The organism is Streptomyces sp. NPDC051207, from assembly GCF_040682395.1.
In the GTDB taxonomy this organism is placed as follows: Bacteria; Actinomycetota; Actinomycetes; order Streptomycetales; family Streptomycetaceae; genus Streptomyces.
Genome location: NZ_JBFBAX010000044.1, coordinates 1 through 21,264, shown reverse-complemented (window position 1 = coordinate 21,264; position 21,264 = coordinate 1). Strand labels below are relative to the sequence as shown.

The window sequence follows — 21,264 nt, the reverse complement described above, 5'->3', positions numbered from 1 at the left end:
GCCACCGGCACCACCGGCAAGGCCACTCTGCCCCGCTGAACACCCCTGCCGAGTGCGCCTTCCCCAGTGCCAGTGCGCCGACCAGTGTGGTCTGGCCGTAGTACTTGAGACCGACCCCCGCGAACCCCTCTCCGCGGGGACGACCGGCCGGTCGCCGTCGGCCTACCGTGTGGGCGTGACCGAGACGACGCACATGGACGACACGAGGGCGCGCAGCCCCGAGTACCGGCTGGCGCAGGACGCGCTGCGCGGGCTGCGGGAGGATCTGATCCAGGATGCCTTCGCCTACCGGCCGCTGCCGCCCGTGGCGACGGACGGCCCCCTGAGCCGCCGGCTGCCCGCGCGCCTCAGGACGCGCGCCGCGTACCTGCCGCACGCGACGGTCGCGGGGGCCGCGCTCATCGCCCTCTACGGCGGCTACGCCGGCAACAGCAGCCGCGTGGGCCTGCCCGCGCTGCTCACCGGGTTGCTGTGTGCCGTCCCCGTGCTGGCCACGCTCGTGCGGCCGGTCGGCGCGTTCTGGCTGTCCATGGCCGTCACCCCGGTGGTGTCGGTGCTCGACGGTGCCTGGGGCGACTGGCCGTGGACGCCGGGCGCGTTCATCTGCCACCTGGCGGTGCTGATCGTCGTGGCGATACGCACCCGCCCCCGCACGGCCGCCTGGATGTGGGCACTGACCCTGTGCTACGGCTTCCTCGCCGAGGTGCTGTTCGGCGGCGGGCGCTACGCCGACAACAGCACCCCCATGCTGGTCCTGTCGGCGCTGGCCCTGCTCGCGGTCGCCGTACGGCACACCCGCCGCGAGGCCGAGCAGGAGGTCACCGCCCAACAGACCGTCACCGCCCACGAGAGGTCCCGGCGCACGCTGCTGGAGGAACGCACGACCATCGCCCGCGAGCTGCACGACGTGGTCGCGCACCACATGTCCGTGGTCGCCATCCAGGCGGAGGCCGCGCCGTACCGCGTGGAGAACCCGCCGCCCGAGCTGGAGCGGGCCTTCGCCACCATCCGGGAGAACGCGGTCGCGGCGCTGACCGAGCTGCGGCGCGTGCTGGGCGTCGTACGGGCGGAGGACTACGAGGCGCCCGACGCGCCGCAGCCCACCCTCGCCGACCTGGACGCCCTGCTGGCCAACGTGCGGGACGCGGGCCTGGCCGTGGAGAAGGTGGTGACCGGCGCGGTGCGGGAGCTGCCGCAGGGCGTGGAGCTGTCGGCGTACCGGATCGTCCAGGAGGCGCTGAGCAACTCGCTGCGGCACGCGCCCGGCGCGAGCGCCCGCGTCGAGATCGGCTACGTCCTCGGCGGGCTCGGCCTGCGCGTCGTCAACGGCCCGCCGCCCGAGCCGTCCCTGGTCAAGCCCTCGCCCGGCGCGGGCCACGGCATCACCGGCATGCGCGAGCGGGTGTCCATGCTGAGTGGCGAGATGACGGCGGGCGCGACGGACGAGGGAGGCTACGAGGTGGTGGTGTTCCTGCCGGTCGCCGCGGTGGGCGGGGACGACGCGTGACCATCCGGGTGCTGGTCGCCGACGACCAGGTGATGGTCCGCGAGGGCTTCTCCGTGCTGCTCAACGCGATGCCGGACATCGAGGTCGTGGGCGAGGCCGTCAACGGCCGGGAGGCGGTCGCCAAGGTCCGCGAACTCGCCCCGGACGTCGTGCTGATGGACATCCGGATGCCGGAGATGAACGGCATCGAGGCCACCCGGGAGATCGTCGCCGCGGACGGCACGGCGAAGGTGCTGGTGCTGACCACGTTCGACCTCGACGAGTACGTGTACCAGGCGCTGCGGGCGGGAGCCTCCGGCTTCCTGCTGAAGGACGCCTCGGCCCGGCAGCTCGCCGAGGGCGTGCGGGTGGTGGCGTCGGGCGAGGCCCTGCTGGCCCCGTCGGTCACGCGGCGGCTGATCACGGAGTTCGCCAAGCTGTCCGACGCGCCGCCGCACCCGATGACGTCCGCACACGCGGCCTACGGCGACCTGACCGAGCGGGAGACCGAGGTGCTCGTCCTCATCGCGCAGGGCCTGTCGAACGCGGAGATCGCCCGCCGGCTGGTGGTGGCGGAGTCCACGATCAAGACCCATGTGAGCCGGGTCCTGGTCAAGCTGGGCCTGCGCGACCGCACCCAGGCGGCGGTCTTCGCCTACGAGGCCCGGCTGGTCACCCCGGGATAGCCCCCCGGCCGCCGCAGCCGAGCCCCTGGTCAGACGCCTCACCCCCGGGCTAGCGTCCCCGTATGGCTGCCTTCGACCCCTGGAACCCGGCCTTCGTCGCCGATCCCTGTCCCGCCTACGCCGAGCTGCGCGCCCAGGGCCGGGTGATCTTCTACGAGCCCACCGGCCAGTGGCTCGTACCGCACCACGCGGACGTGTCCGCGTTGCTGCGCGACCGGCGGCTGGGCCGGACCTACCTGCACCGTTTCTCGCACGAGGAGTTCGGGCGGCCCGCGCCACCGCCCGCCCACGAGCCGTTCCACACGCTGAACGACCACGGGATGCTCGACCTGGAGCCCCCGGACCACACCCGCATCCGGCGCCTGGTGTCGAAGGCGTTCACACCGCGCACGGTCGAACAGCTCAGGCCCTACGTCGAGCAGCTCGCCGGGGAACTGGTGGACCGGCTGGTCGCGGCGGGCGGCGGTGACCTGCTCACGGACGTCGCCGAGCCCCTGCCGGTCGCCGTGATCGCCGAGATGCTGGGCATCCCGGAGCAGGACCGGGCGCCGCTGCGGCCCTGGTCGGCGGACATCTGCGGGATGTACGAGCTGAACCCGTCCGAGGAGACGGCGGCCAGGGCCGTGCGGGCCTCGGTCGAGTTCTCGGACTACCTGCGCGAGCTGATCGCCGCGCGCCGCAAGGAGCCCGGCGACGACCTGATCTCCGGGCTGATCGCGGCCCACGACGAGGACGACCGGCTCACCGAGCAGGAGATGATCTCGACGGCCGTGCTGCTGCTCAACGCCGGCCACGAGGCCACCGTGAACGCGACCGTCAACGGCTGGTACGCCCTCTTCCGCCACCCCGGACAGCTGGCCGCCCTGCGCGCCGACCACTCCCTGGTGCCCTCCGCGATCGAGGAGCTGATGCGGTACGACACCCCGCTCCAGCTGTTCGAGCGCTGGGTGCTGGACGAGATCGAGATCGACGGCACCGTCATCCCGCGCGGCGCCGAGATCGCCATGCTGTTCGGGTCGGCGAACCACGACCCCGCCGTGTTCGCCGAGCCCGCGACCCTGGACCTCACCCGCCGGGACAACCCGCACATCTCCTTCAGCGCGGGCATCCACTACTGCATCGGCGCCCCACTGGCCCGCATCGAACTGGCGGCCTCCATGACGGCACTGCTGGAGAAGGCCCCGATACTGGCCCTCGCCGCCGAACCGCAGCGCAAGCCGAACTTCGTGATCAGGGGCCTGGAAGGGCTCCAGGTCACGCTCTGAGCGGCGCCACCACGGCCGGCGTCCGGGCAGCGGCCCACCTGGCCTTCCGGGAACGCGAGCCCGGTCCGCGCCACGAGCGCTGCCGGGTGCACGGCGACCAGTGGTACGAGGCCCTCACCCACCGCGAGGCGCACATCAAGCGCAGGGAGGAGGCGCTGCCCGAGGGCCTGCCGAGCCTCGCCCCCGACACGCCCGGCCGGCGCGTGCGCCGCGCCAAGGTGCTGGGCCGGGACCGACTCACCGCGGCAGGACCAGCGACCAGGCCGCCTCCCGCACCGTCCAGGTGCGGCGGCGCACCGGCCCGGAGACCGACGCGTCCGCGCGGTAGCGGAAGTCGGCGCCCGAGACCGTGACCGTGCGGCCCTCCGCGAACACCGGGGAGGCCTCCGCGCCCACCGACACCGGACGCACCTCGACCTCGGCCACCCCCGGGGACCCCGGGCACACCGACAGGCCCGCCACCGGCTGGTCCAGGTCCACCAGGGTGATGCCGTCCACCTCTATCCGCAGACGGGACGGGCCGGAGCCGGGCACGGGCGCGGGCCGGGCCGGAACCAGGGTCCGTACCAGGGACTGGCAGGTGCGCAGCCACGGGCGGGACGGGTCGTGCGACGGCCCGTCCGCCGGGGCGTCGCGCAGCGGCGGTATCCCCACCACGCCCAGCACCACCCCGTCGCTGTCGTCCACGAGCAGGTCCCGCCGCCGCGCGGCCCCGTCCAGCACGGCCCGCGCCGCCGCCACCGCGCCCGCCGGCACGCCCAGCGACCGGGCCAGCGCGAGATCCCGGCCGACCGGCACCATCGACAGCGCGCATCCGGCCAGCTCGCGCTGGCGGTGCAGCACCGACACCGCACGGGCCAGCGTGTGGTCGTCGCCGATCACGACCGGCCGTCTGGACCCGCGGCGACGCAGCGCGCGGGCGAACTCCTCCGGTCCGTCGGGCAGGCACAGCTTGGTCGCCGCACCCGCGCTGAGCACGTCTTTCGCTATCCGCACCGATTCGCCGTCGGTCCTGCGGGCGACCGGGTCGATGACCACGAGCAGCTGGTCGGACGTCGGATATGTCCCCACCTCGGTCCTGCCTCGCTTCCTCGGGTAGCATCTTTGTGCAAGAGCCCCTTGCGCTATTGCGCCAGGGGCTTCGTCTATTCCGGGGCATCCGGTCCGACGGTCGCGGCCAACGACGGCCGCGGGGCACGCGGCGGAAACCCTCCGCGTACGCCCCTGACCCAGGACATGCCCCGCCCGGAAGGGGTGTACGCGCGTGCCCGCACTTGTGCTGCTCGGTGCTCAGTGGGGTGACGAAGGCAAGGGAAAGGCGACGGACCTGCTCGGTGGCTCCGTCGACTATGTGGTGCGATACCAGGGCGGCAACAACGCCGGCCACACGGTGGTCGTGGGCGACCAGAAGTACGCCCTGCACCTGCTCCCTTCCGGAATCCTGTCCCCTGGCTGCACGCCGGTCATTGGCAACGGCGTCGTCGTCGACCCGTCGGTCCTGTTCTCCGAGCTGAGCGGGCTGAACGAGCGCGGCGTCGACACGTCCAAGCTCCTGATCAGCGGCAACGCCCACATCATCACGCCGTACAACGTGACCGTCGACAAGGTCACGGAACGCTTCCTCGGCAAGCGCAAGATCGGGACCACCGGCCGCGGCATCGGCCCGACCTACGCCGACAAGATCAACCGCGTCGGCATCCGCGTCCAGGACCTGTACGACGAGTCGATCCTCACCCAGAAGGTCGAGGCGGCGCTCGACGTCAAGAACCAGATCCTCACCAAGCTCTACAACCGGCGCGCCATCGCCGTCGACCAGGTGGTCGAGGAGCTGCTGGGCTACGCCGACAAGCTGGCGCCGTACGTCGCCGACACCGTCCTGGTCCTCAACCAGGCGCTCGACGAGGACAAGGTGGTCCTCTTCGAGGGCGGCCAGGGCACCCTCCTGGACATCGACCACGGCACGTACCCCTTCGTCACCTCCTCCAATCCGACCGCAGGCGGCGCCTGCACCGGCGCCGGGGTGGGCCCGACGAAGATCAGCCGGGTCATCGGCATCCTCAAGGCGTACACGACCCGCGTCGGCGCGGGCCCGTTCCCGACGGAACTGTTCGACGAGGACGGCGAGGCCCTGCGCCGCATCGGCGGCGAGCGGGGCGTCACCACCGGCCGCGACCGGCGCTGCGGCTGGTTCGACGCGGTGATCGCCCGGTACGCGACCCGTGTCAACGGCCTGACGGACTTCTTCCTCACCAAGCTGGACGTCCTGACCGGCTGGGAGCAGATCCCGGTCTGCGTGGCGTACGAGATCGACGGCCGGCGCGTCGAGGAACTCCCGTACTCGCAGAGCGACTTCCACCACGCCAAGCCGGTCTACGAGATGCTGCCCGGCTGGAGCGAGGACCTCAGCAGGGCGAAGACCTTCGCCGACCTGCCGAAGAACGCCCAGGCGTACGTCAAGGCGCTGGAGGAGATGTCCGGCGCCCCGATCTCCGCGATCGGCGTGGGCCCGGGCCGCGACGAGACGATCCAGATCAACTCGTTCCTCTAGGCGCGCGGCCCCGCCCCCGGCCGGGAAACCGGGCCGGACCGCCCCTCACCGGCGCCCCGCGCGGGCGCCGGTGAACGGGCATAGGCTGAATCCGTACCCCGCGTGCGTCGACCGGAGAAGGTGAGTGCGATGCGCGTACTGCTCAAGGCGTCCATGGACACGGAGAAGGCCAACGAGGCCGCCCGCAACGGGACCATCGGGAAGATCATTCAGGAGGCGCTGGAACAGATCAAGCCCGAGGCGGCCTACTTCACGGCCGACCACGGAAAGCGGACCGCCTTCCTGGTCTTCGACATGCAGGACAGCTCGATGCTGCCGGTGATCAGCGAGCCGTTCTTCCTCCAGCTCGGAGCGGAGCTCACCTATGCGCCGGTGATGAACCGCGAGGACCTGCAGAAGGGCCTGGCCCAGCTGGGTCACTGACACCGTCCGTCCGGCTCAGCTGAAGACGATCATCGACCCCTGCGCCAGGCTCCGCGTCGCCGCCGCGTGCAGGCCCAGCCACACGTGGCGTTCGCGGGCGAAAGGGCTGGGGTCGTGCGGCGCGGGCACGGCCGGTTCCTCCAACTCCGTGGGCGACCTGGGCGGCTGGGGCGCCGGCGGCGGGTTGGCCGGGTCGATGCCGATGGCCGCGGCCACCAGCTCAAGCTCCCGCAGCAGCCCCTGCGAGGAACCCAACGGGCCGCCCCCGGCGAGGAGTTCGTCGCTGGACAGGGGGTGCGGGAAGTCGACGGGGACGTACGCGCCCGCGTGGTCGTAGTGCCAGACCAGGTGCGACTGCTGGGCCGTCGCCTCGAACATCTCCAGCAGCTGCTCGTAGTCGCCGCCCAGTTCGTCCACCGGCGTCACCGGCAGCCCGCACACCTGGAGCAGATGGGCGCGGCGCAGGAAGTGCAGCGCGTCGTAGTCGAACCCGGCCACCGGGGCGACGTCGCCGGACAGGCCCGGCATGTACTGGTACACCGGCACCGGCGGGAGCCCCGCCCCGGCCAGTACCTCGTTGTACTGCGCGAGTTCCTCGGCGAAGGGATTGTCCGGCGTGTGGCACAACACGTCGACGAGCGGTACCAGCCACAGGTCACAGGCCAAAGAGGGCTCCTCGCTGGCGCACCGCCCGGGTCGGCGGCCGCGTGGTCGGGGAATCGCGTGGTCATGAAGGGTAGTCGGTGGGAGCGGACGGCGGTCCCCCGCGCGCTCGGGTTCCTCGCGCGGGTTTACCCGTGCCCGTTCCCCCGTGCCCGTTCCTTTACCCGCCCCGCCGCCGCTGACGCGGCCGGAGGGCGCCGGCCGCAGTCACGCGTTCACTGCCCGGGACCCTGCGGGGCTCCCCCCGGCCCCCTTGGAGGCAGCAGCCCGACCAGCGCCATGGCGTGCCTGTTGTACGACACGACGATGGCGTGCGCCTCCTTGGTGTCCAGCCGCGACAGCGCGTCCACCAGGTCCGCGTGCCCGGCCCACAGCCTGCCGCGCAGGTCGGTCGCGTGGCGCAGGTGCTGCACCGTGCAGACCCAGGTCTGGACCCGCAGCCGGTGCAGGAAGTCCCCGATGTAGCGGTTGCCGAACAGGTTGCTCAGCTCGCGCCAGAACCGCAGGTCGTAGCCGACGAGCACGGTGAGGTCACCGGCGAGGGCCGCGCGCTGCGCCTCCTCCCCGCGGCGGCGGACCGCGGCGATCGCCTCGACCATGCGGGGCACGGCCGAGGCGTCCAGGTCGGTGCGCTGGGCGAGGGCCCGGAAGATGCCCTCGGTGACGAGGCTGCGGGCCTCCAGCATGCCCCGCAAATCCTCGGGGGAGTACTGGGGCACCCGGAAGCCGCGGTGCTGGTCGGCGTCGAGCAGCCCCTGCGCCGACAGGTCCACGAGCGCCTCGCGGACCGGGGTCGCGGAGACGCCGTACTGCTCGGCGATCTCCTTGACCGTGAACTCCTGCCCGGGCTTCAGCCGCCCCGCCAGGACTTCGTCACGGAGCGCGTCGGCGATCTGCTGCCGCAGGGTGCTGCGCGTGACGGCACCGGGGCCGCTGCTGCCGGACATGGTCGGGGGCTCTCCCTGTCGCGTTCGGTGGCGTGCGCGGACATGTCCGCGAGCATGCACACGAGTGTGGTGCCATGCGGATCGTCACGCATGCCTGGTGCATGTCCGTGCATGTCTTCGCGCATGTCCTGGAATACGCCACCATACGCGGTCGGACGCTCGTTCGACCGGCTCGTGAGGCCGGACGTGCCTGCGCCCGCCCGGCCGGTCACGGCCCCGCTACCGGGTGTACTCGTCGGCCACCGCCAGCGCCGCGTCCAGCGCCGCGAAGCCCTCCTTCAGCTCGGCCTCCGTCACGTTGCAGGGCGGGACCACGTGCGTGCGGTTCATGTTGACGAAGGGCCACAGGCCCCGCGCCTTCGCGGCGGCGGCGAACGCCGCCATCGGCGCGTTCGCCTCCCCGGCCGCGTTGTACGGCACCAGCGGCTCCCGCGTCTCGCGGTCGCGCACCAGCTCCAGCGCCCAGAACATGCCGGTGCCGCGCACGTCGCCGACGCTGGGGTGCCGGTCCGCGAGCGCGCGCAGCGCGGGGCCGACCACCTCGGTGCCCAGCCGGGCCGCGTTCTCGACCACGCCCTCCTCGGCCATCACGGTGAGCGTGGCGACGGCCGCCGCGCACGCCAGCGGGTGCCCGGAGTACGTCAGGCCGCCCGGGTAGGGCCGCTTGGCGAAGGTCTGCGCGATCTCCCCGGAGATGGCCACGCCGCCGAGCGGCACATAGCCGGAGTTCACGCCCTTGGCGAAGGTCATCAGGTCCGGCACGACGCCGAACAGGTCGGCCGCGAACCACGTGCCGGTCCGCCCGAACCCGGCCATCACCTCGTCCAGCACGAAGACGATGCCGTACTTGTCGCAGATCTCGCGCACCCCGGCCAGGTAGCCGGGCGGCGGCACCATGATCCCGGCCGTGCCCGGGACGGTCTCCAGGACGATCGCGGCGACGGTCGACGGGCCCTCGAAGGCGATCGTCGTCTCCAGGTGCTCCAGCGCCCGCGCGCACTCCTGCTCCTCGGTCTCGGCGTAGAAGCGCGAGCGGTACAGGAACGGCGCCCAGAAGTGCACGACACCGGCCGAGCCGCTGTCGGAGGCCCAGCGGCGCGGATCACCGGTGAGGTTCACGGCCTGCTGGGTGCCGCCGTGGTAGGAGCGGTACGCCGAGAGCACCTTCGGGCGGCCCGTGTGCAGCCGGGCCATGCGCACCGCGTGCTCGACGGCGTCCGCGCCGCCGTTGGTGAAGAAGATCTTGTCCAGGTCGCCGGGCGTCCGCTCGGCGATCAGCCGGGCCGCCTCGGAGCGCGCCTCGACGGCGAACGCGGGCGCGAAGGTCGTCATCCGCGAGGCCTGCTCCTGGATCGCGGCGACGACCCTGGGGTGCTGGTAGCCGATGTTCGTGAAGACGAGTCCGCTGGTGAAGTCGAGGTACCGCGTGCCGTCGTAGTCCCAGAAGTACGACCCTTCCGCGCCGGCGACGGCGAGCGGGTCGATGAGTTCCTGGGCGGACCAGGAGTGGAACACGTGCGCGCGGTCCGCGGCCTTCACGGCGGCGCCGGCCTCGGGGCTGGGATGAGGGGTCATGCGGGCGAGCGTAGATGTCCGTCGTGCGGACGCGGTATGGGCGTCCTGTCTGCGGCGCGGGGCTTTCCGCGACAGGTTGTCGACAGGGAGCGCACGGCCACCAGGCCGCCCCGCCGAGGAGATTGACAGTATGCTGCGCAAATGACAGTCTTCTGTCATAAGCAGCGCAGTGAGGAGAGGGCCCATGAACAGCAGCGCTCCCGGCACCGCCCGCAAGCCCGTCCACCTCGCGGTCTACGACACCCTCGCCGACTGGGAGACCGGCCACGCCACCGCGTACCTGGCCCGCACCGGCCACGAGATCCGGACCGTCGGCCCGTCCACCGGCCCGGTCACGAGCATCGGCGGCCTGCGCGTCCTGCCCGACCTCGCCCTGGACGACCTGCGCCCCGAGGACAGCTCCCTGCTGATCCTGCCGGGCGCCGACCTGTGGACCGGGACATCAGCCGCTGCCGCGGCGGACGGCGACGACCTCGCGCCCTTCGCCCGCAAGGCCCGCGCCTTCCTCGACGCCGGGGTCCCCGTCGCCGCGATCTGCGGCGCCACCGCCGGACTCGCCCGCGAGGGCCTGCTCGACGACCGCGGGCACACCAGCGCGGCCCCGTCCTACCTGGCCGCCACCGGATACGCGGGCGGCGGCAACTACGTGGACGCCGACGCCGTCACCGACGGCCCGCTGATCACCGCCGGACCCACCGAGCCCGTCGCCTTCGCCCGCGAGATCCTCCGCCTCCTCGACGCCTACGACGACACCCTGGCCGACGCCTGGTACCGGCTGTTCCACGACTCCGACCCGCGGGCCTACGCCGTCCTCGCCCAGGCCGGTGCGGCGTGAGCCGGGAGCGCCAGGACCTGTTCAGCCGCAGCGCCCTCGGCGTCTTCCGGCTGAACGGCCAGTTCCTCGCCGTCGCCGAGGAACTGGCCCGCCCGGCCGGGCTGACCGCCGCCTGGTGGCAGGTGCTCGGCGCGGTCCTGCGGGAGCCGCTGCCGGTGTCCGGCGTCGCGCGCGCCATGGGCATCACCCGGCAGAGCGTGCAGCGCGTCGCCGACCTGCTCGTCGAGCGGGGCCTCGCCGAGTACCGGCCCAACCCGGCCCACCGCCGCGCCAAGCTCCTCGCGCCGACCGACGCGGGGCGCGCCGCCGTCGGCCGCATCGGGCCCGGCCACGCCGCGTACGCCGACCGCCTGGCGGAGGCCTTCGGCGAGGCGGAACTGGCCGCCGCCGTCGAGGTGTTGGAGCGGCTGTCGAAGGTCCTGGACGACCTCGGCGGCCCTGTTACGGAACCGTAGAACGAGGTCCGGCTCACACCGCCCCGGACCGGCACTATCCTCGCTCTGTCTGCTCGTGTGGGGGGAAGGCGGCGGGGCGATGGAGAAGCTCGGGCCGGGGGATCCGCAGCGGATCGGTGGCTACCGGTTGCTGGCGCGGCTCGGCGCAGGGGGCATGGGGTACGTCTACCTCGCCCGGTCGGACCGGGGACGCACCGTGGCCGTGAAACTGGTGCGCGAGGAACTGGCCCGCCAGGAGGAGTTCCGGGCGCGGTTCCGGCAGGAGGTGCGGGCCGCGCGGCAGGTCGGCGGGTTCTGGACGGCGCCCGTGCTCGACGCGGACACCGAGGCCGCGGTGCCGTGGGTGGCCACCGGATATGTCGCCGGGCCGAGCCTCCACCAGATCGTCGGCCACGACCACGGGGCGCTGCCGGAACGGTCGGTGCGCATCCTCGCGGCCGGGCTCGCGCACGCGCTGAAGGACATCCACGCCGCCGGGATCGTCCACCGCGACCTCAAGCCGTCCAACGTGCTCGTGACCATCGACGGGCCGCGCGTCATCGACTTCGGCATAGCGCGGGCCCTGGAGACCGTGACGGACGGGGGCCTGACCCGGACCGGCGCGGTCGTCGGCTCGCCCGGCTTCATGGCGCCCGAGCAGGTGCGCGGTGAGCGGCTCACGCCCGCGTGCGACGTCTTCTGCCTCGGCTCGGTGCTCGCCTACGCCGCCACCGGCAGGCTCCCCTTCGGCACCGCCAACAGCGGCGTGCACGCCCTGATGTTCCGCATCGCCCAGGAGGAACCCGACCTGGAGCAGGTGCCCGAGGGCATCGCCGGCCTGGTCCGCGACTGCCTCCGGAAGGACCCGGGCGCCCGGCCGGCCCTGGACGACATCCTGGAACGGACCGGGGCGCAGGACACGGTCACCGACGGCCGCTCCCGCGACCCCTGGCTGCCGGGCACCCTGGTGGCCCAACTGGGGCGGCACGCGGTGCGGTTGCTGGACACCGAGGACCCGACGGCGCCCGCGCCTTCGCCGGGCGCGGCGCCGGGGGGTGGTGGCCCGGGCGACGGGGCCGGGTCGGACGGTTCGGCCGGGCCGGCGCTGCCGGAGCAGCCGGCGGGGCGGCAGGAGGCCGCCGCGCCGGACGGCGCCGGGTGGCGGGCTCCCGACTCGCCGGGTGCCGGCGGAGTGGCGGGCGCCCTGGGCGGGTCGGCGGGTGCGGGTGGGGCGGTGTCGGCCTCCTCGGGGCGTACGCCGGGTGCCGGTGCGGTGCCCGGTTCTTCGGGCGGTCCGGTGGGCGCCGGGGGAGTGCCGGGTTCTTCGGGCGGTCCGGTGGGTGCCGGGGGAGTGCCGGGTTCTCCGGGCGGTCCGGTGGGTGTTGCTGGGGCGGTGTCGGGCGGTCCGGTGGGGGCGGCTGGGGCGACGTTTGCTTCGGGGCGTACGCCGGGTGCCGGTGGTGCGTCGGGTGCCCCGGGCAGCGCGCCGGGTGCCGACGGGACGCCGGGCCCGCCCGTTCCCGGGGCGCCGGGTGCCGGGGGCCGGTTGAACCACCTGCCCACCCTCGTCGCCGGCCCGGCGGGCCAGACCCCTCCGCCGACCCCGGGCGCCCACACCCCGGGCGCGCCCGCACCCACCGCCGCGCCACCGCAGTACGGCGACCCGGCCCCGGGCGTCCAGCCCGGCATGCCCGCACCCGGCACCCTGCAGGGCCAACCCGCCCCTGCCGCCCAGCCGGTGCAGCCCGCCCGGGGCGCCCAGCCCGGCCACCTTGCCCCCGGGGCCCGACCCGGCCATCCGGCCTACGGTTACCCCCAACACCCCACCCCCGCCTGGCCCGGCCACACCGCGGGCGCCGCGCCCCCGCCGTACGGCACCCCGGCCCACTCCTACGACCCCCACGCCCCCAACCCGGCGTACAGTCCCCCGCAGAACCCCCCGCACGGCGGCAGCCGTTCCACCGTGCTGCTCGTCGTCATCGCGCTGGTCGTCGCGCTCGCCGCCGGTGGGTCCGTGTACGCGCTGATGAACAGCGGGGACGACCGGACGGACGGGGGCGGCCCCGCGCCCGCCCCGACCGTCACCGGGGAGCGGGAGTCCGCCGACACCAGCACCTCCGGGCCGGCCACCGGCACCCCGTCCCCGTCCCCCTCCCCGTCGGACGGGGTGATTCCGCAGGCGTACCTCGGCACGTGGGTCACCACCATCGAGAACGAGGCCGGGCGGCACACCCGGCGGCTGACCGTCCAGCAGGGTGACGTGGGGGACACCGTCCTGTCCCTGGTCGCCGAGGGGCCCACCCAGGGCGGCACCGACTACCGCTGCGTGTTCGACGCCAAGCTGAGCGAGAAACCCGGCAAGGACGGGCCGCTGGCCATCGGGCCGTCCAGTCTGCGGGGCTGGCAGCCCAGGGCTCCGTGTTCCCCGGGCGAGGCGACCACGGTCACCCTCCTGCCGGACGGCACCCTGGAGCGCGTGAACCCGAGCAACGGGGAGCGGCTCGTCTACCGCCGCCGGTGACCAAGTCAGCGAGCGGGCCAGTGGCCGGCCGACCGGATCAACGCGGCTCCGGCGGGCGCTGCCGGGGCATGTTCGGGCGGGCGGCGGCCCCCGGCGCCAGCGGGAACCGCCCGTTCACCGTGCCCGGCTCGGGCCGGGTCCCGCCGGGCACGGACGCCTGGACGCCGACCGGCGCGGCCCCGGTGCGGAACTCCCCCATCCACTCCGCGGTCTCGGCGCGCACCAGCTCGGTCACGTCCTCCGAGAACCGCCGCAGCACCCCCAGGCACCGCTCGGCGGCCTCCCCGGCGGTGCCCTCCGTCGGCCCGAGGACCTCCCGTACGCACTCGGTGGCCCAGTCGAACTGGAGCACCTGGAGCCGCCGCTGCACCGCCTGCGCGGCGGCGACGTCCCGCATCCAGCCGGACGTCACCCCGAAGAACCGGTCGGCGGCCACGCACGCCGCCGCGAGCAGCAGCGCGAGATAGCCCCAGGGCGCGGACCCGCCCAGCACGCCGGTCAGGTCCAGCAGGGGCAGCGCGGCCCCGGTGACCGCGCCCGCGGCGGCCCCGCAGCGCAGGGCCCGCGCGCCGCGCCGCTTCCCCACCCGGTCGGCGAGGTACCAGGCCGCCGTGTCCAGCGCGCAGCGTTCCACCCACCGGTACAGCTCGTCGAGTCGCTGGGCGGGCTCCGCCCAGTCGCCGAGCGGAAAGGGCCGCCCGGTGAGGTCGCCCGGTCCGGGCCGGGCGGCGCCCTCGCCCCGGCCGTCCTGGCGCGGACCCTCGGGCTGCATCTCCGGCTGACCCACCCGGCACTCCCTACTGATCACGGTGCGTGACGCTCGTACGGCGCTGCTGTGACACCTGATGCCGTTGCGACGGCCCCCTTCCTACCGCCCAATGGGTGCGATGTGGCGGGTTTCGCTGCTTTTCCGCCTGGAAGTAGACCTTGATCAGGTATAGGGACCGGATCCGTATCACTCGAAGGAGTGGCGGGGCGCCGCCCGCGGTGACCACGTAGGCTCGTGCCGAACCAAAAAGCGCGGACATCCGTGCCGCACGTGCCCCGAAGAGGAGCTGATCGTGATCCCCGGTGGTGGCCAGCCCAACATGCAGCAACTGCTCCAGCAGGCCCAGAAGATGCAGCAGGACCTGCAGCGGGCGCAGGAGGAACTGGCGCGGACGGAGGTCGAGGGACAGGCGGGCGGCGGCCTGGTGCGGGCGACCGTCACCGGGTCCGGCGAACTGCGGGCGCTGAAGATCGACCCGAAGGCGGTGGACCCGGAGGACACCGAGACCCTCGCCGATGTGATCGTCGCGGCCGTGCAGGCGGCCAACGAGAACGCGCAGGCGCTCCAGCAGCAGAAGCTCGGCCCGCTGGCCCAGGGCCTGGGCGGCGGGGGCATCCCGGGCATGCCCTTCTGAGCGGTCTCCCCGCCTTTCTCGGACAGGCCGGGCCAACTAGCGTAGGTACTGAAGGAACCCCAGGAAGGGCGGCAGTCCGTTGTACGAAGGCGTGGTCCAGGACCTCATCGACGAGCTCGGGCGGCTGCCCGGCGTCGGTCCCAAGAGCGCGCAGCGGATCGCCTTCCACATCCTCCAGGCGGAACCGACGGACGTACGGCGACTCGCGCACGCCCTGATGGAGGTCAAGGCGAAGGTCCGCTTCTGCGCGACCTGCGGCAACGTCGCGCAGGAGGAGCTGTGCGGCATCTGCCGCGACAGCCGCCGCGACCCCGCCCTGATCTGCATCGTGGAGGAGCCGAAGGACGTCGTGGCGATCGAGCGGACCCGTGAGTTCCGGGGCCGTTACCACGTCCTGGGCGGCGCGATCAGCCCCATCGACGGCGTCGGCCCCGACGACCTGCGCATCCGGGAACTCCTGGCGCGCCTCGCGGACGGCACGGTCACGGAGCTGATCCTGGCCACGGACCCGAACCTCGAGGGCGAGGCCACGGCCACGTACCTCGCCCGCATGATCAAGCCCATGGGCCTCAAGGTCACCCGCCTGGCCAGCGGCCTCCCGGTGGGCGGCGACCTGGAATACGCGGACGAGGTCACGCTCGGCCGTGCCTTCGAGGGGAGACGACTGCTAGATGTCTGACGCCACGCTGCACGCGACCAGCCACGACCCGGACGACTTCGCGGTCCAGATCGCGGATCAGGTGGAGAGCTTCCTCGTAGCGGTCACCGAGGTGGCCAAGGGCGACGAGCCGGAATCGGCGATCCCCTTCCTCCTGCTCGAGGTCTCCCAGCTCCTCCTCGCGGGCGGGCGCCTCGGCGCGCACGAGGACATCGTGCCGGACGAGCGCTACGAGCCCGATCTGGGTCCGGAGCCGGACGTGGACGAGCTGCGCGAGAACCTCGCCCGCCTGCTGGAGCCCATCGACGTCTACTCGGAGGTCTTCGACCCCTACGAGCCGCGCAAGGCACCGGTGCCGGCCCGGATCTCCGACGACCTGACCGACGTCATCACCGACCTGCGCCACGGCATGGCCCACTACAAGGCGGGCCGCACCACGGAGGCGCTGTGGTGGTGGCAGTTCTCGTACTTCTCCAACTGGGGCTCGACGGCCTCGGCGACCCTGCGGGCGCTGCAGTCGGTGGTCGCCCACGTCCGTCTCAACCAGCCGCTGGAGGAGCTGGACGGCCTGGACACCGACCAGGACCTCGGCGACGAGGCGCTGGAGGCGGAGGCGGGCCGTGTCATGGCGGAGGAGATCGCGGGCCCGCTGGGGCTGCGCACCGTCCAGTGACGTCCGCCTGGTGACCTGGCCCACTTTCCGGACTGTCCCCGCGCGGTCGGGGCAGGTACCCCTCCGAGCTGCCCGGGAACGTCCGGGTGATCGTTTCGTGAGCGGGACATCTCACGATGCGATATCACCGGGGACGTCCCCGGCCGCTCGTTAAACTGAGCCGACCGCCGTACGAATGCGTATGTGCGGACAGAGACGGACTGAGCGAGGAGCGCACGTGGGCCTTGTCGTGCAGAAGTACGGAGGCTCCTCCGTAGCCGATGCCGAGGGCATCAAGCGCGTCGCCAAGCGGATCGTGGAAGCCAAGAAGAACGGCAACCAGGTGGTTGCCGTGGTCTCCGCGATGGGCGACACGACGGACGAGCTGATCGATCTCGCCGAGCAGGTTTCCCCGATTCCTGCCGGGCGCGAGCTCGACATGCTGCTGACCGCCGGAGAGCGTATCTCCATGGCACTGCTGGCCATGGCGATCAAAAACCTGGGCCACTCGGCCCAGTCCTTCACCGGCAGCCAGGCAGGTGTCATCACCGACTCGGTCCACAACAAAGCCCGGATCATCGATGTCACGCCGGGCCGGATCCGGGACTCGCTGGACGAGGGCAACATCGCCATCGTCGCCGGGTTCCAGGGCGTCAGCCAGGACACCAAGGACATCACCACGCTGGGCCGCGGCGGCTCCGACACCACGGCGGTCGCGCTCGCGGCGGCCCTCGACGCCGAGGTCTGCGAGATCTACACCGACGTCGACGGCGTGTTCACCGCCGACCCGCGGGTGGTGAAGAAGGCCCGGAAGATCGACTGGATCTCCTTCGAGGACATGCTCGAACTGGCGGCCTCCGGGTCCAAGGTGCTGCTCCACCGCTGTGTGGAGTACGCCCGCCGGTACAACATCCCGATCCACGTCCGCTCCTCCTTCAGCGGGCTGCAGGGCACGTGGGTCAGCAGCGAGCCACCCGTTCGGAACACGCAGCAGCAAGGGGACAAGCAGGTGGAGCAGGCCATCATCTCCGGTGTCGCGCACGACACCTCCGAGGCCAAGGTCACGGTCGTCGGCGTGCCCGACAAGCCGGGCGAGGCAGCCGCGATCTTCCGCACGATCGCCGACGCCGAGATCAACATCGACATGGTCGTGCAGAACGTGTCCGCGGCCTCCACCGGCCTGACGGACATCTCCTTCACGCTGCCCAAGGCCGAGGGCCGCAAGGCCATCGACGCGCTGGAGAAGAACCGCGCGGGCATCGGCTTCGAGTCGCTGCGCTACGACGACCAGATCGGCAAGATCTCGCTCGTGGGCGCCGGCATGAAGACCAACCCCGGTGTCACCGCCGACTTCTTCACCGCGCTGTCCGACGCCGGTGTGAACATCGAGCTGATCTCGACCTCCGAGATCCGCATCTCGGTCGTCACCCGCAAGGACGACGTCTCCGAGGCCGTCCGCGCCGTCCACACCGCCTTCGGGCTGGACTCCGACAGCGACGAGGCCGTCGTCTACGGAGGCACCGGCCGCTGATGGAGCGGTCAGGACGGCGACCGGCGCTCGCGGTCGTGGGTGCGACCGGAGCCGTCGGCGCGGTCATGCTCCAGATCCTTTCCCAGCACGCGGACATCTGGGGCGAGATCCGGCTCGTCGCCTCGCCGCGCTCGGCCGGCCGCAAGCTGTCCGTGCGCGGCGAGGAGACGGAGGTCGTCGCGCTCACCGAGGACGTCTTCGACGGGATCGACGTCGCCATGTTCGACGTACCCGACGAGGTCGCCGCGCGGTGGGCGCCGGTCGCCGCCGCCAAGGGCGTGGTGGTGGTCGACAACTCCGGCGCGTTCCGGATGGACCCGGACGTGCCGCTCGTCGTGCCCGAGGTCAACGCCCACGCGGTGCGCAACCGGCCGCGCGGGATCGTCGCCAACCCAGGGTGCACGACGCTGTCCATGATCGTCGCGCTGGGCGCGCTGCACGCCGAGTTCGGGCTGCGCGAGCTGGTGGTCTCCTCGTACCAGGCGGTCAGCGGCGCCGGACGCGCCGGTGTGGAGACGCTGCGCCGGCAGCTGTCCCTGGTCGCCGGCACGGAGCTGGGCACGAGCCCCGGTGACGTGCGGCGGGCCGTCGGGGACCACACCGGGCCCTTCCCGGAGCCCGTCGCGCTGAACGTCGTGCCGTGGGCCGGTTCGCCGCGCGAGGACGGCTGGTCCTCGGAGGAGATGAAGGTGCGGGACGAGTCCCGCAAGATCCTCGGCCTGCCCCGGCTGCCGGTGGCCGTCACCTGCGTACGGGTGCCGGTGATCACCACGCACTCGCTGACCGTGCACGCCCGCTTCGAGGGCGAGGTCACCGTCGACCGGGCCCGCGAGATCCTCGCCACCGCCCCCGGCGTCGTCCTGTTCGACAACCCCGCCGCGGGCGAGTTCCCCACGCCCGCCGACGTGGTCGGCACCGATCCGACATGGGTCGGCCGGGTCCGGCGGGCCCTGGACGACCCGACGGCGCTCGAACTCTTCGTCTGCGGCGACAACCTCCGCAAGGGCGCCGCGCTCAACACCGCGCAGATCGCCGAGCTGGTGGCGGCCGAACTCTCCTGACCGGCGTGTCCCGCTTTTCCGCCCCGTACGGGGATCGGCGGGAAAAACCAGCAGTCCCGGCGCGAAACGTTTGTAGGATCTGCGCACAAGATGTGAGCGGGTCGATGATCCGGACCCCTTGTACGCGGCGCCTTCGGCAGCCGAGGATTTCCTCCCCGCCCTCCGCAACCACGCGGAGGGCGGGGAGCGTCTTTGCGGTCCTGGGCGGGCGTGGGGGCGCGTTCAGTGCGGCGTGGGGACGCCGCGCACCGGGCGTGGGGACGCCCGATTCTTATGGGACACAGGGGAAGAGCGGGACGCATGAGGGCATACGACGGACCGTCAGCCGTGCTGCCGGCCGCGGGAACGCGGCGTGCGGCGCCGATCGGCGGGAACGTGACGCCCGGGACGTACAACCCTCACGGGGGTCGGCGTGTCCAACAGGCGTGGCAGAGGTACTCGACTTCTCAGCGGCGGCATCCCGCGGCACGGTCCTGCGGCCGCCCCGGCCCGCACGGGCCCGCGTGGCCGGTGCGCGCGGTGGCATGCCGGTGATCGCGCCCATGCCCGCAGCGCGGCCCGCCCGCATCCCGGACCAGCGTGACGGGGCCGAGGACGTCGCGGCCGCCGGCACGACCGTCGACCACCTCACCGAGACCTACCGCACGCACTACCGCTCGCTGCTCGGTCTCGCCGCTCTCCTCCTCGACGACACGGCCTCCTGCGAGGACGTCGTCCAGGAGGCCTTCATCCGGGTGCACTCGGCGCGCAAACGCGTCCGCGACCCCGAGAAGACGCTCGCGTACCTGCGTCAGACGGTCGTCAACCTCTCCCGCTCGGCACTGCGCCGGCGCATCCTCGGCCTGAAGCTGCTGTCCAAGCCGATGCCCGACATGGCCAGCGCGGAGGAGGGCGCCTACGACCAGCTGGAGCGCGACTCGCTGATCAAGGCGATGAAGGGCCTCCAGCGCCGCCAGCGCGAGGTGCTCGTGCTGCGCTACTTCGCGGACATGACCGAGGCCCAGGTCGCCGAGTCGCTCGGCATATCGCTGGGCTCGGTGAAGGCGTACGGTTCGCGCGGCATCGCGGCGCTCCGGGTGGCCATGGAGGCACCGGTATGAGCGAAGGCGACGACGCGCGGCGCGAGCCGCAAGGGCGGCACGGGCCGACGCGGCCGCACGGGCAAGATCCGAAGCAATCGCACGCTGGGAACGGAACTGTGAACCACGGCCCCGACGAGCAGGGCCCCGACAAGCGGGGGCCCGACAACCAGGGCCCCGACGAGCAGGGCCCCGAGAAGCAGGCCTCGGGCAAGAGCGAGCCCGCAGCCCCGGAGGATGCCGGCGGCCGGGCCCCCGAAGGGCTCGGCGGACCCACCGGGCTCGCCGGCGTCCCCGGACTCGACGACCGCGACCGCGACGACCGCGATGAGATCGACGGTCCTGACGACCTCGACGCGTTCGGCCCGGACGAGCTGGCGCTGCGCAGGCTGCTGCACCAGGCCGTGCAGGACGTCGAGCCGCGCGACGGCACCCTGGACTACCTGCGGCGGGCGGTCCCCGCGAGGCGGGCCCGCAAGCGCCAGGCGGCCGTGGGCATGGCGGCGGCAGCGCTGTTCGTCTGTACCGCCGTCCCGGCCCTCGTCCACGTCTCCAACGCCACCGGCTCCGACGCCAACCCCTCCGCCGTCGGCCACGCCTCCCATACACAGGGCGGCTCCACCCAGGGCAACAGCCCGGACGCCGGTGGCGGTGCCTCCGGCGGTGACGCCGGCAAGGGCGAGGGCACGGGCCAGGACGGCAAGAAGGACGACGGCAAGGACAACGGCGGCCCCGGCGCCGGCAGCGGTGTCACCGAGGGCGCCGACCCGTCGTTCAGCACCGCGGCGGGCGGGGCCGCGCCGTGCACGGCGGCCGAGCTCGGCACGGCCATCGGCAGCAGCGGGGCCCCCGACTCCACGGGAGCGGTCTACGGCTCCTTCCGCGTCGCCAACGTCTCCTCCGCCGCCTGCACGGTCGACAGCCCCGGCAGCGTCGGCTCCCTGCCGGGCGGCGCGGCCGACCCGGCCAAGGTGGGCGCCCAGCGGCATGTCGCCGGGGACGCGGCGGCGGGCCTGCCCGACCCGTCGACGGAGGCCGCCGCGCTGCTGCTGGAGCCGGGGACCGCGTACGAGGTGAAGTTCGCCTGGGTGCCGTCGGAGACGTGCCCGGCCAACGGCAGCGGCGGCACCACGGGCGGCGACCCGGGCCCGTCGCCGGACCCGACGCCCAGCGACGAGCCGACGTCGAACACGGGCAGTTCCACCGGAGGCGACACCGGCATGTCGGCCCAGCTCGCCAACGAGGACGGCATGGCCGACGGCAGCGTCACGGTCACCTACACCTCGGACACGGGCGCTGCGGCATCGGTGACGATCTCCAACGCCTGCGCCGGGACGGTGTACTGGACGGGACTGCTGGCGGCGCAGTAGGCGGGCGCCGGGTGTGTTCCGGCCCGCGGGCAGGAGCCGCGCACCCCACGGGGATGCCGTTGGTTAATTCGGGCCTGGTTGCTTCGCCCCGTCGCTATGCGGCGGGGCGAAGTGCTGTCAGAGGGCT

The 21,264-nt window shown here is 73.1% G+C and carries 20 protein-coding genes and 1 pseudogene; 16 read left to right on the top strand and 5 right to left on the bottom strand.

Features of this window, described 5'->3' with window-relative positions:
* Positions 1-193: 193 nt before the first annotated feature.
* The 4 genes and pseudogenes from AB0M97_RS28535 to AB0M97_RS28520 form a co-directional block, all read left to right on the top strand.
* On the top strand, positions 194-1,507 hold the full coding sequence (locus tag AB0M97_RS28535) for a histidine kinase (RefSeq protein ID WP_365963879.1): 1,314 nt from the start codon (positions 194-196) through the stop codon (positions 1,505-1,507).
* Positions 1,504-2,172 carry a response regulator transcription factor gene (locus tag AB0M97_RS28530; protein WP_365963861.1) on the top strand — a complete coding sequence of 223 codons (669 nt, stop codon included), beginning with the start codon at positions 1,504-1,506 and terminating at the stop codon, positions 2,170-2,172. Before AB0M97_RS28535 ends, AB0M97_RS28530 begins: the two co-directional genes overlap by 4 nt.
* A gap of 62 nt (positions 2,173-2,234) precedes the next feature.
* Entirely contained in the window at positions 2,235-3,437 is a 1,203-nt protein-coding gene (locus AB0M97_RS28525) for a cytochrome P450 (protein WP_365963860.1), read from the top strand.
* A gap of 35 nt (positions 3,438-3,472) precedes the next feature.
* Positions 3,473-3,643 (top strand): annotated as a pseudogene (locus tag AB0M97_RS28520) (MarR family transcriptional regulator); the annotation flags it as partial.
* A 31-nt stretch (positions 3,644-3,674) separates the two neighbouring features.
* Here AB0M97_RS28520 and AB0M97_RS28515 read toward each other — a convergent pair.
* Positions 3,675-4,508, bottom strand: coding sequence for a diacylglycerol kinase family protein (locus tag AB0M97_RS28515; protein WP_365963859.1), 834 nt, complete (start codon positions 4,506-4,508; stop codon positions 3,675-3,677).
* Positions 4,509-4,701: 193 nt separating this feature from the next.
* On the opposite strand from AB0M97_RS28515, the gene AB0M97_RS28510 reads away from it, so the two are divergent.
* Both AB0M97_RS28510 and AB0M97_RS28505 read left to right on the top strand, forming a co-directional pair.
* Entirely contained in the window at positions 4,702-5,985 is a 1,284-nt protein-coding gene (locus AB0M97_RS28510; RefSeq protein ID WP_365963858.1) for an adenylosuccinate synthase, read from the top strand.
* Between the two features lie 129 nt (positions 5,986-6,114).
* Positions 6,115-6,408: a hypothetical protein gene (locus AB0M97_RS28505; RefSeq protein ID WP_365963857.1), complete on the top strand. Its 294-nt coding sequence runs from the start codon at positions 6,115-6,117 to the stop codon at positions 6,406-6,408.
* A gap of 15 nt (positions 6,409-6,423) precedes the next feature.
* Here AB0M97_RS28505 and AB0M97_RS28500 read toward each other — a convergent pair whose 3' ends face one another.
* The 3 genes from AB0M97_RS28500 to AB0M97_RS28490 form a co-directional block, all read right to left on the bottom strand.
* Complete coding sequence (locus AB0M97_RS28500; protein WP_365963856.1) at positions 6,424-7,074, bottom strand: hypothetical protein; 651 nt, start codon at positions 7,072-7,074, stop codon at positions 6,424-6,426.
* Positions 7,075-7,286: 212 nt separating this feature from the next.
* Positions 7,287-8,018 (bottom strand): GntR family transcriptional regulator, encoded by a 732-nt coding sequence (locus AB0M97_RS28495; protein ID WP_365963855.1) that lies wholly within the window; start codon positions 8,016-8,018, stop codon positions 7,287-7,289.
* Between the two features lie 219 nt (positions 8,019-8,237).
* Positions 8,238-9,593, bottom strand: a complete 1,356-nt coding sequence (locus AB0M97_RS28490) for an aspartate aminotransferase family protein (RefSeq protein ID WP_365963854.1) — start codon at positions 9,591-9,593, stop codon at positions 8,238-8,240.
* 184 nt (positions 9,594-9,777) lie between these two features.
* On the opposite strand from AB0M97_RS28490, the gene AB0M97_RS28485 reads away from it, so the two are divergent.
* The 3 genes from AB0M97_RS28485 to AB0M97_RS28475 all read left to right on the top strand — a co-directional run bounded on the left by AB0M97_RS28485 (position 9,778) and on the right by AB0M97_RS28475 (position 13,383).
* Entirely contained in the window at positions 9,778-10,428 is a 651-nt protein-coding gene (locus tag AB0M97_RS28485) for a DJ-1/PfpI family protein (RefSeq protein ID WP_365963853.1), read from the top strand.
* Complete coding sequence (locus AB0M97_RS28480; RefSeq protein ID WP_365963852.1) at positions 10,425-10,883, top strand: helix-turn-helix domain-containing protein; 459 nt, start codon at positions 10,425-10,427, stop codon at positions 10,881-10,883. Before AB0M97_RS28485 ends, AB0M97_RS28480 begins: the two co-directional genes overlap by 4 nt.
* 79 nt (positions 10,884-10,962) lie before the next feature.
* Positions 10,963-13,383 (top strand): protein kinase, encoded by a 2,421-nt coding sequence (locus AB0M97_RS28475; protein ID WP_365963851.1) that lies wholly within the window; start codon positions 10,963-10,965, stop codon positions 13,381-13,383.
* 37 nt (positions 13,384-13,420) lie between these two features.
* Here the strand turns inward: AB0M97_RS28475 and AB0M97_RS28470 are convergent, their stop codons facing one another.
* Entirely contained in the window at positions 13,421-14,170 is a 750-nt protein-coding gene (locus tag AB0M97_RS28470; RefSeq protein WP_365963850.1) for an SLATT domain-containing protein, read from the bottom strand.
* A gap of 274 nt (positions 14,171-14,444) precedes the next feature.
* On the opposite strand from AB0M97_RS28470, the gene AB0M97_RS28465 reads away from it, so the two are divergent.
* From AB0M97_RS28465 to AB0M97_RS28435, 7 genes are all read left to right on the top strand, one after another.
* Positions 14,445-14,786 carry a YbaB/EbfC family nucleoid-associated protein gene (locus AB0M97_RS28465; protein ID WP_365963849.1) on the top strand — a complete coding sequence of 114 codons (342 nt, stop codon included), beginning with the start codon at positions 14,445-14,447 and terminating at the stop codon, positions 14,784-14,786.
* Between the two features lie 79 nt (positions 14,787-14,865).
* Positions 14,866-15,465 (top strand): recombination mediator RecR, encoded by a 600-nt coding sequence (recR, locus tag AB0M97_RS28460; protein ID WP_365963848.1) that lies wholly within the window; start codon positions 14,866-14,868, stop codon positions 15,463-15,465.
* Positions 15,458-16,117, top strand: a complete 660-nt coding sequence (locus AB0M97_RS28455) for a DUF5063 domain-containing protein (RefSeq protein WP_365963847.1) — start codon at positions 15,458-15,460, stop codon at positions 16,115-16,117. The genes recR and AB0M97_RS28455 overlap by 8 nt, the downstream gene beginning before the upstream one ends.
* Before the next feature lie 217 nt (positions 16,118-16,334).
* On the top strand, positions 16,335-17,627 hold the full coding sequence (locus AB0M97_RS28450) for an aspartate kinase (RefSeq protein WP_365963846.1): 1,293 nt from the start codon (positions 16,335-16,337) through the stop codon (positions 17,625-17,627).
* Positions 17,627-18,688, top strand: a complete 1,062-nt coding sequence (locus tag AB0M97_RS28445; protein WP_365963845.1) for an aspartate-semialdehyde dehydrogenase — start codon at positions 17,627-17,629, stop codon at positions 18,686-18,688. Before AB0M97_RS28450 ends, AB0M97_RS28445 begins: the two co-directional genes overlap by 1 nt.
* 425 nt (positions 18,689-19,113) lie before the next feature.
* Complete coding sequence (locus AB0M97_RS28440; RefSeq protein ID WP_365963844.1) at positions 19,114-19,788, top strand: SigE family RNA polymerase sigma factor; 675 nt, start codon at positions 19,114-19,116, stop codon at positions 19,786-19,788.
* Between the two features lie 98 nt (positions 19,789-19,886).
* Positions 19,887-21,137, top strand: coding sequence for a hypothetical protein (locus tag AB0M97_RS28435; RefSeq protein WP_365963843.1), 1,251 nt, complete (start codon positions 19,887-19,889; stop codon positions 21,135-21,137).
* The last annotated feature ends 127 nt before the right edge of the window (positions 21,138-21,264 follow it).

Coding starts and splice junctions, on each gene's coding strand:
- AB0M97_RS28475 (WP_365963851.1), top strand. CDS start 10,963: ATGGAGAAGCTCGGGCCGGGGGATCCGCAGCGGATCGGTGGCTACCGG.
- AB0M97_RS28535 (WP_365963879.1), top strand. CDS start 194: ATGGACGACACGAGGGCGCGCAGCCCCGAGTACCGGCTGGCGCAGGAC.
- AB0M97_RS28485 (WP_365963853.1), top strand. CDS start 9,778: ATGAACAGCAGCGCTCCCGGCACCGCCCGCAAGCCCGTCCACCTCGCG.
- AB0M97_RS28445 (WP_365963845.1), top strand. CDS start 17,627: ATGGAGCGGTCAGGACGGCGACCGGCGCTCGCGGTCGTGGGTGCGACC.
- AB0M97_RS28490 (WP_365963854.1), bottom strand. CDS start 9,593: ATGACCCCTCATCCCAGCCCCGAGGCCGGCGCCGCCGTGAAGGCCGCG.
- AB0M97_RS28455 (WP_365963847.1), top strand. CDS start 15,458: ATGTCTGACGCCACGCTGCACGCGACCAGCCACGACCCGGACGACTTC.
- AB0M97_RS28495 (WP_365963855.1), bottom strand. CDS start 8,018: ATGTCCGGCAGCAGCGGCCCCGGTGCCGTCACGCGCAGCACCCTGCGG.
- AB0M97_RS28505 (WP_365963857.1), top strand. CDS start 6,115: ATGCGCGTACTGCTCAAGGCGTCCATGGACACGGAGAAGGCCAACGAG.
- AB0M97_RS28525 (WP_365963860.1), top strand. CDS start 2,235: ATGGCTGCCTTCGACCCCTGGAACCCGGCCTTCGTCGCCGATCCCTGT.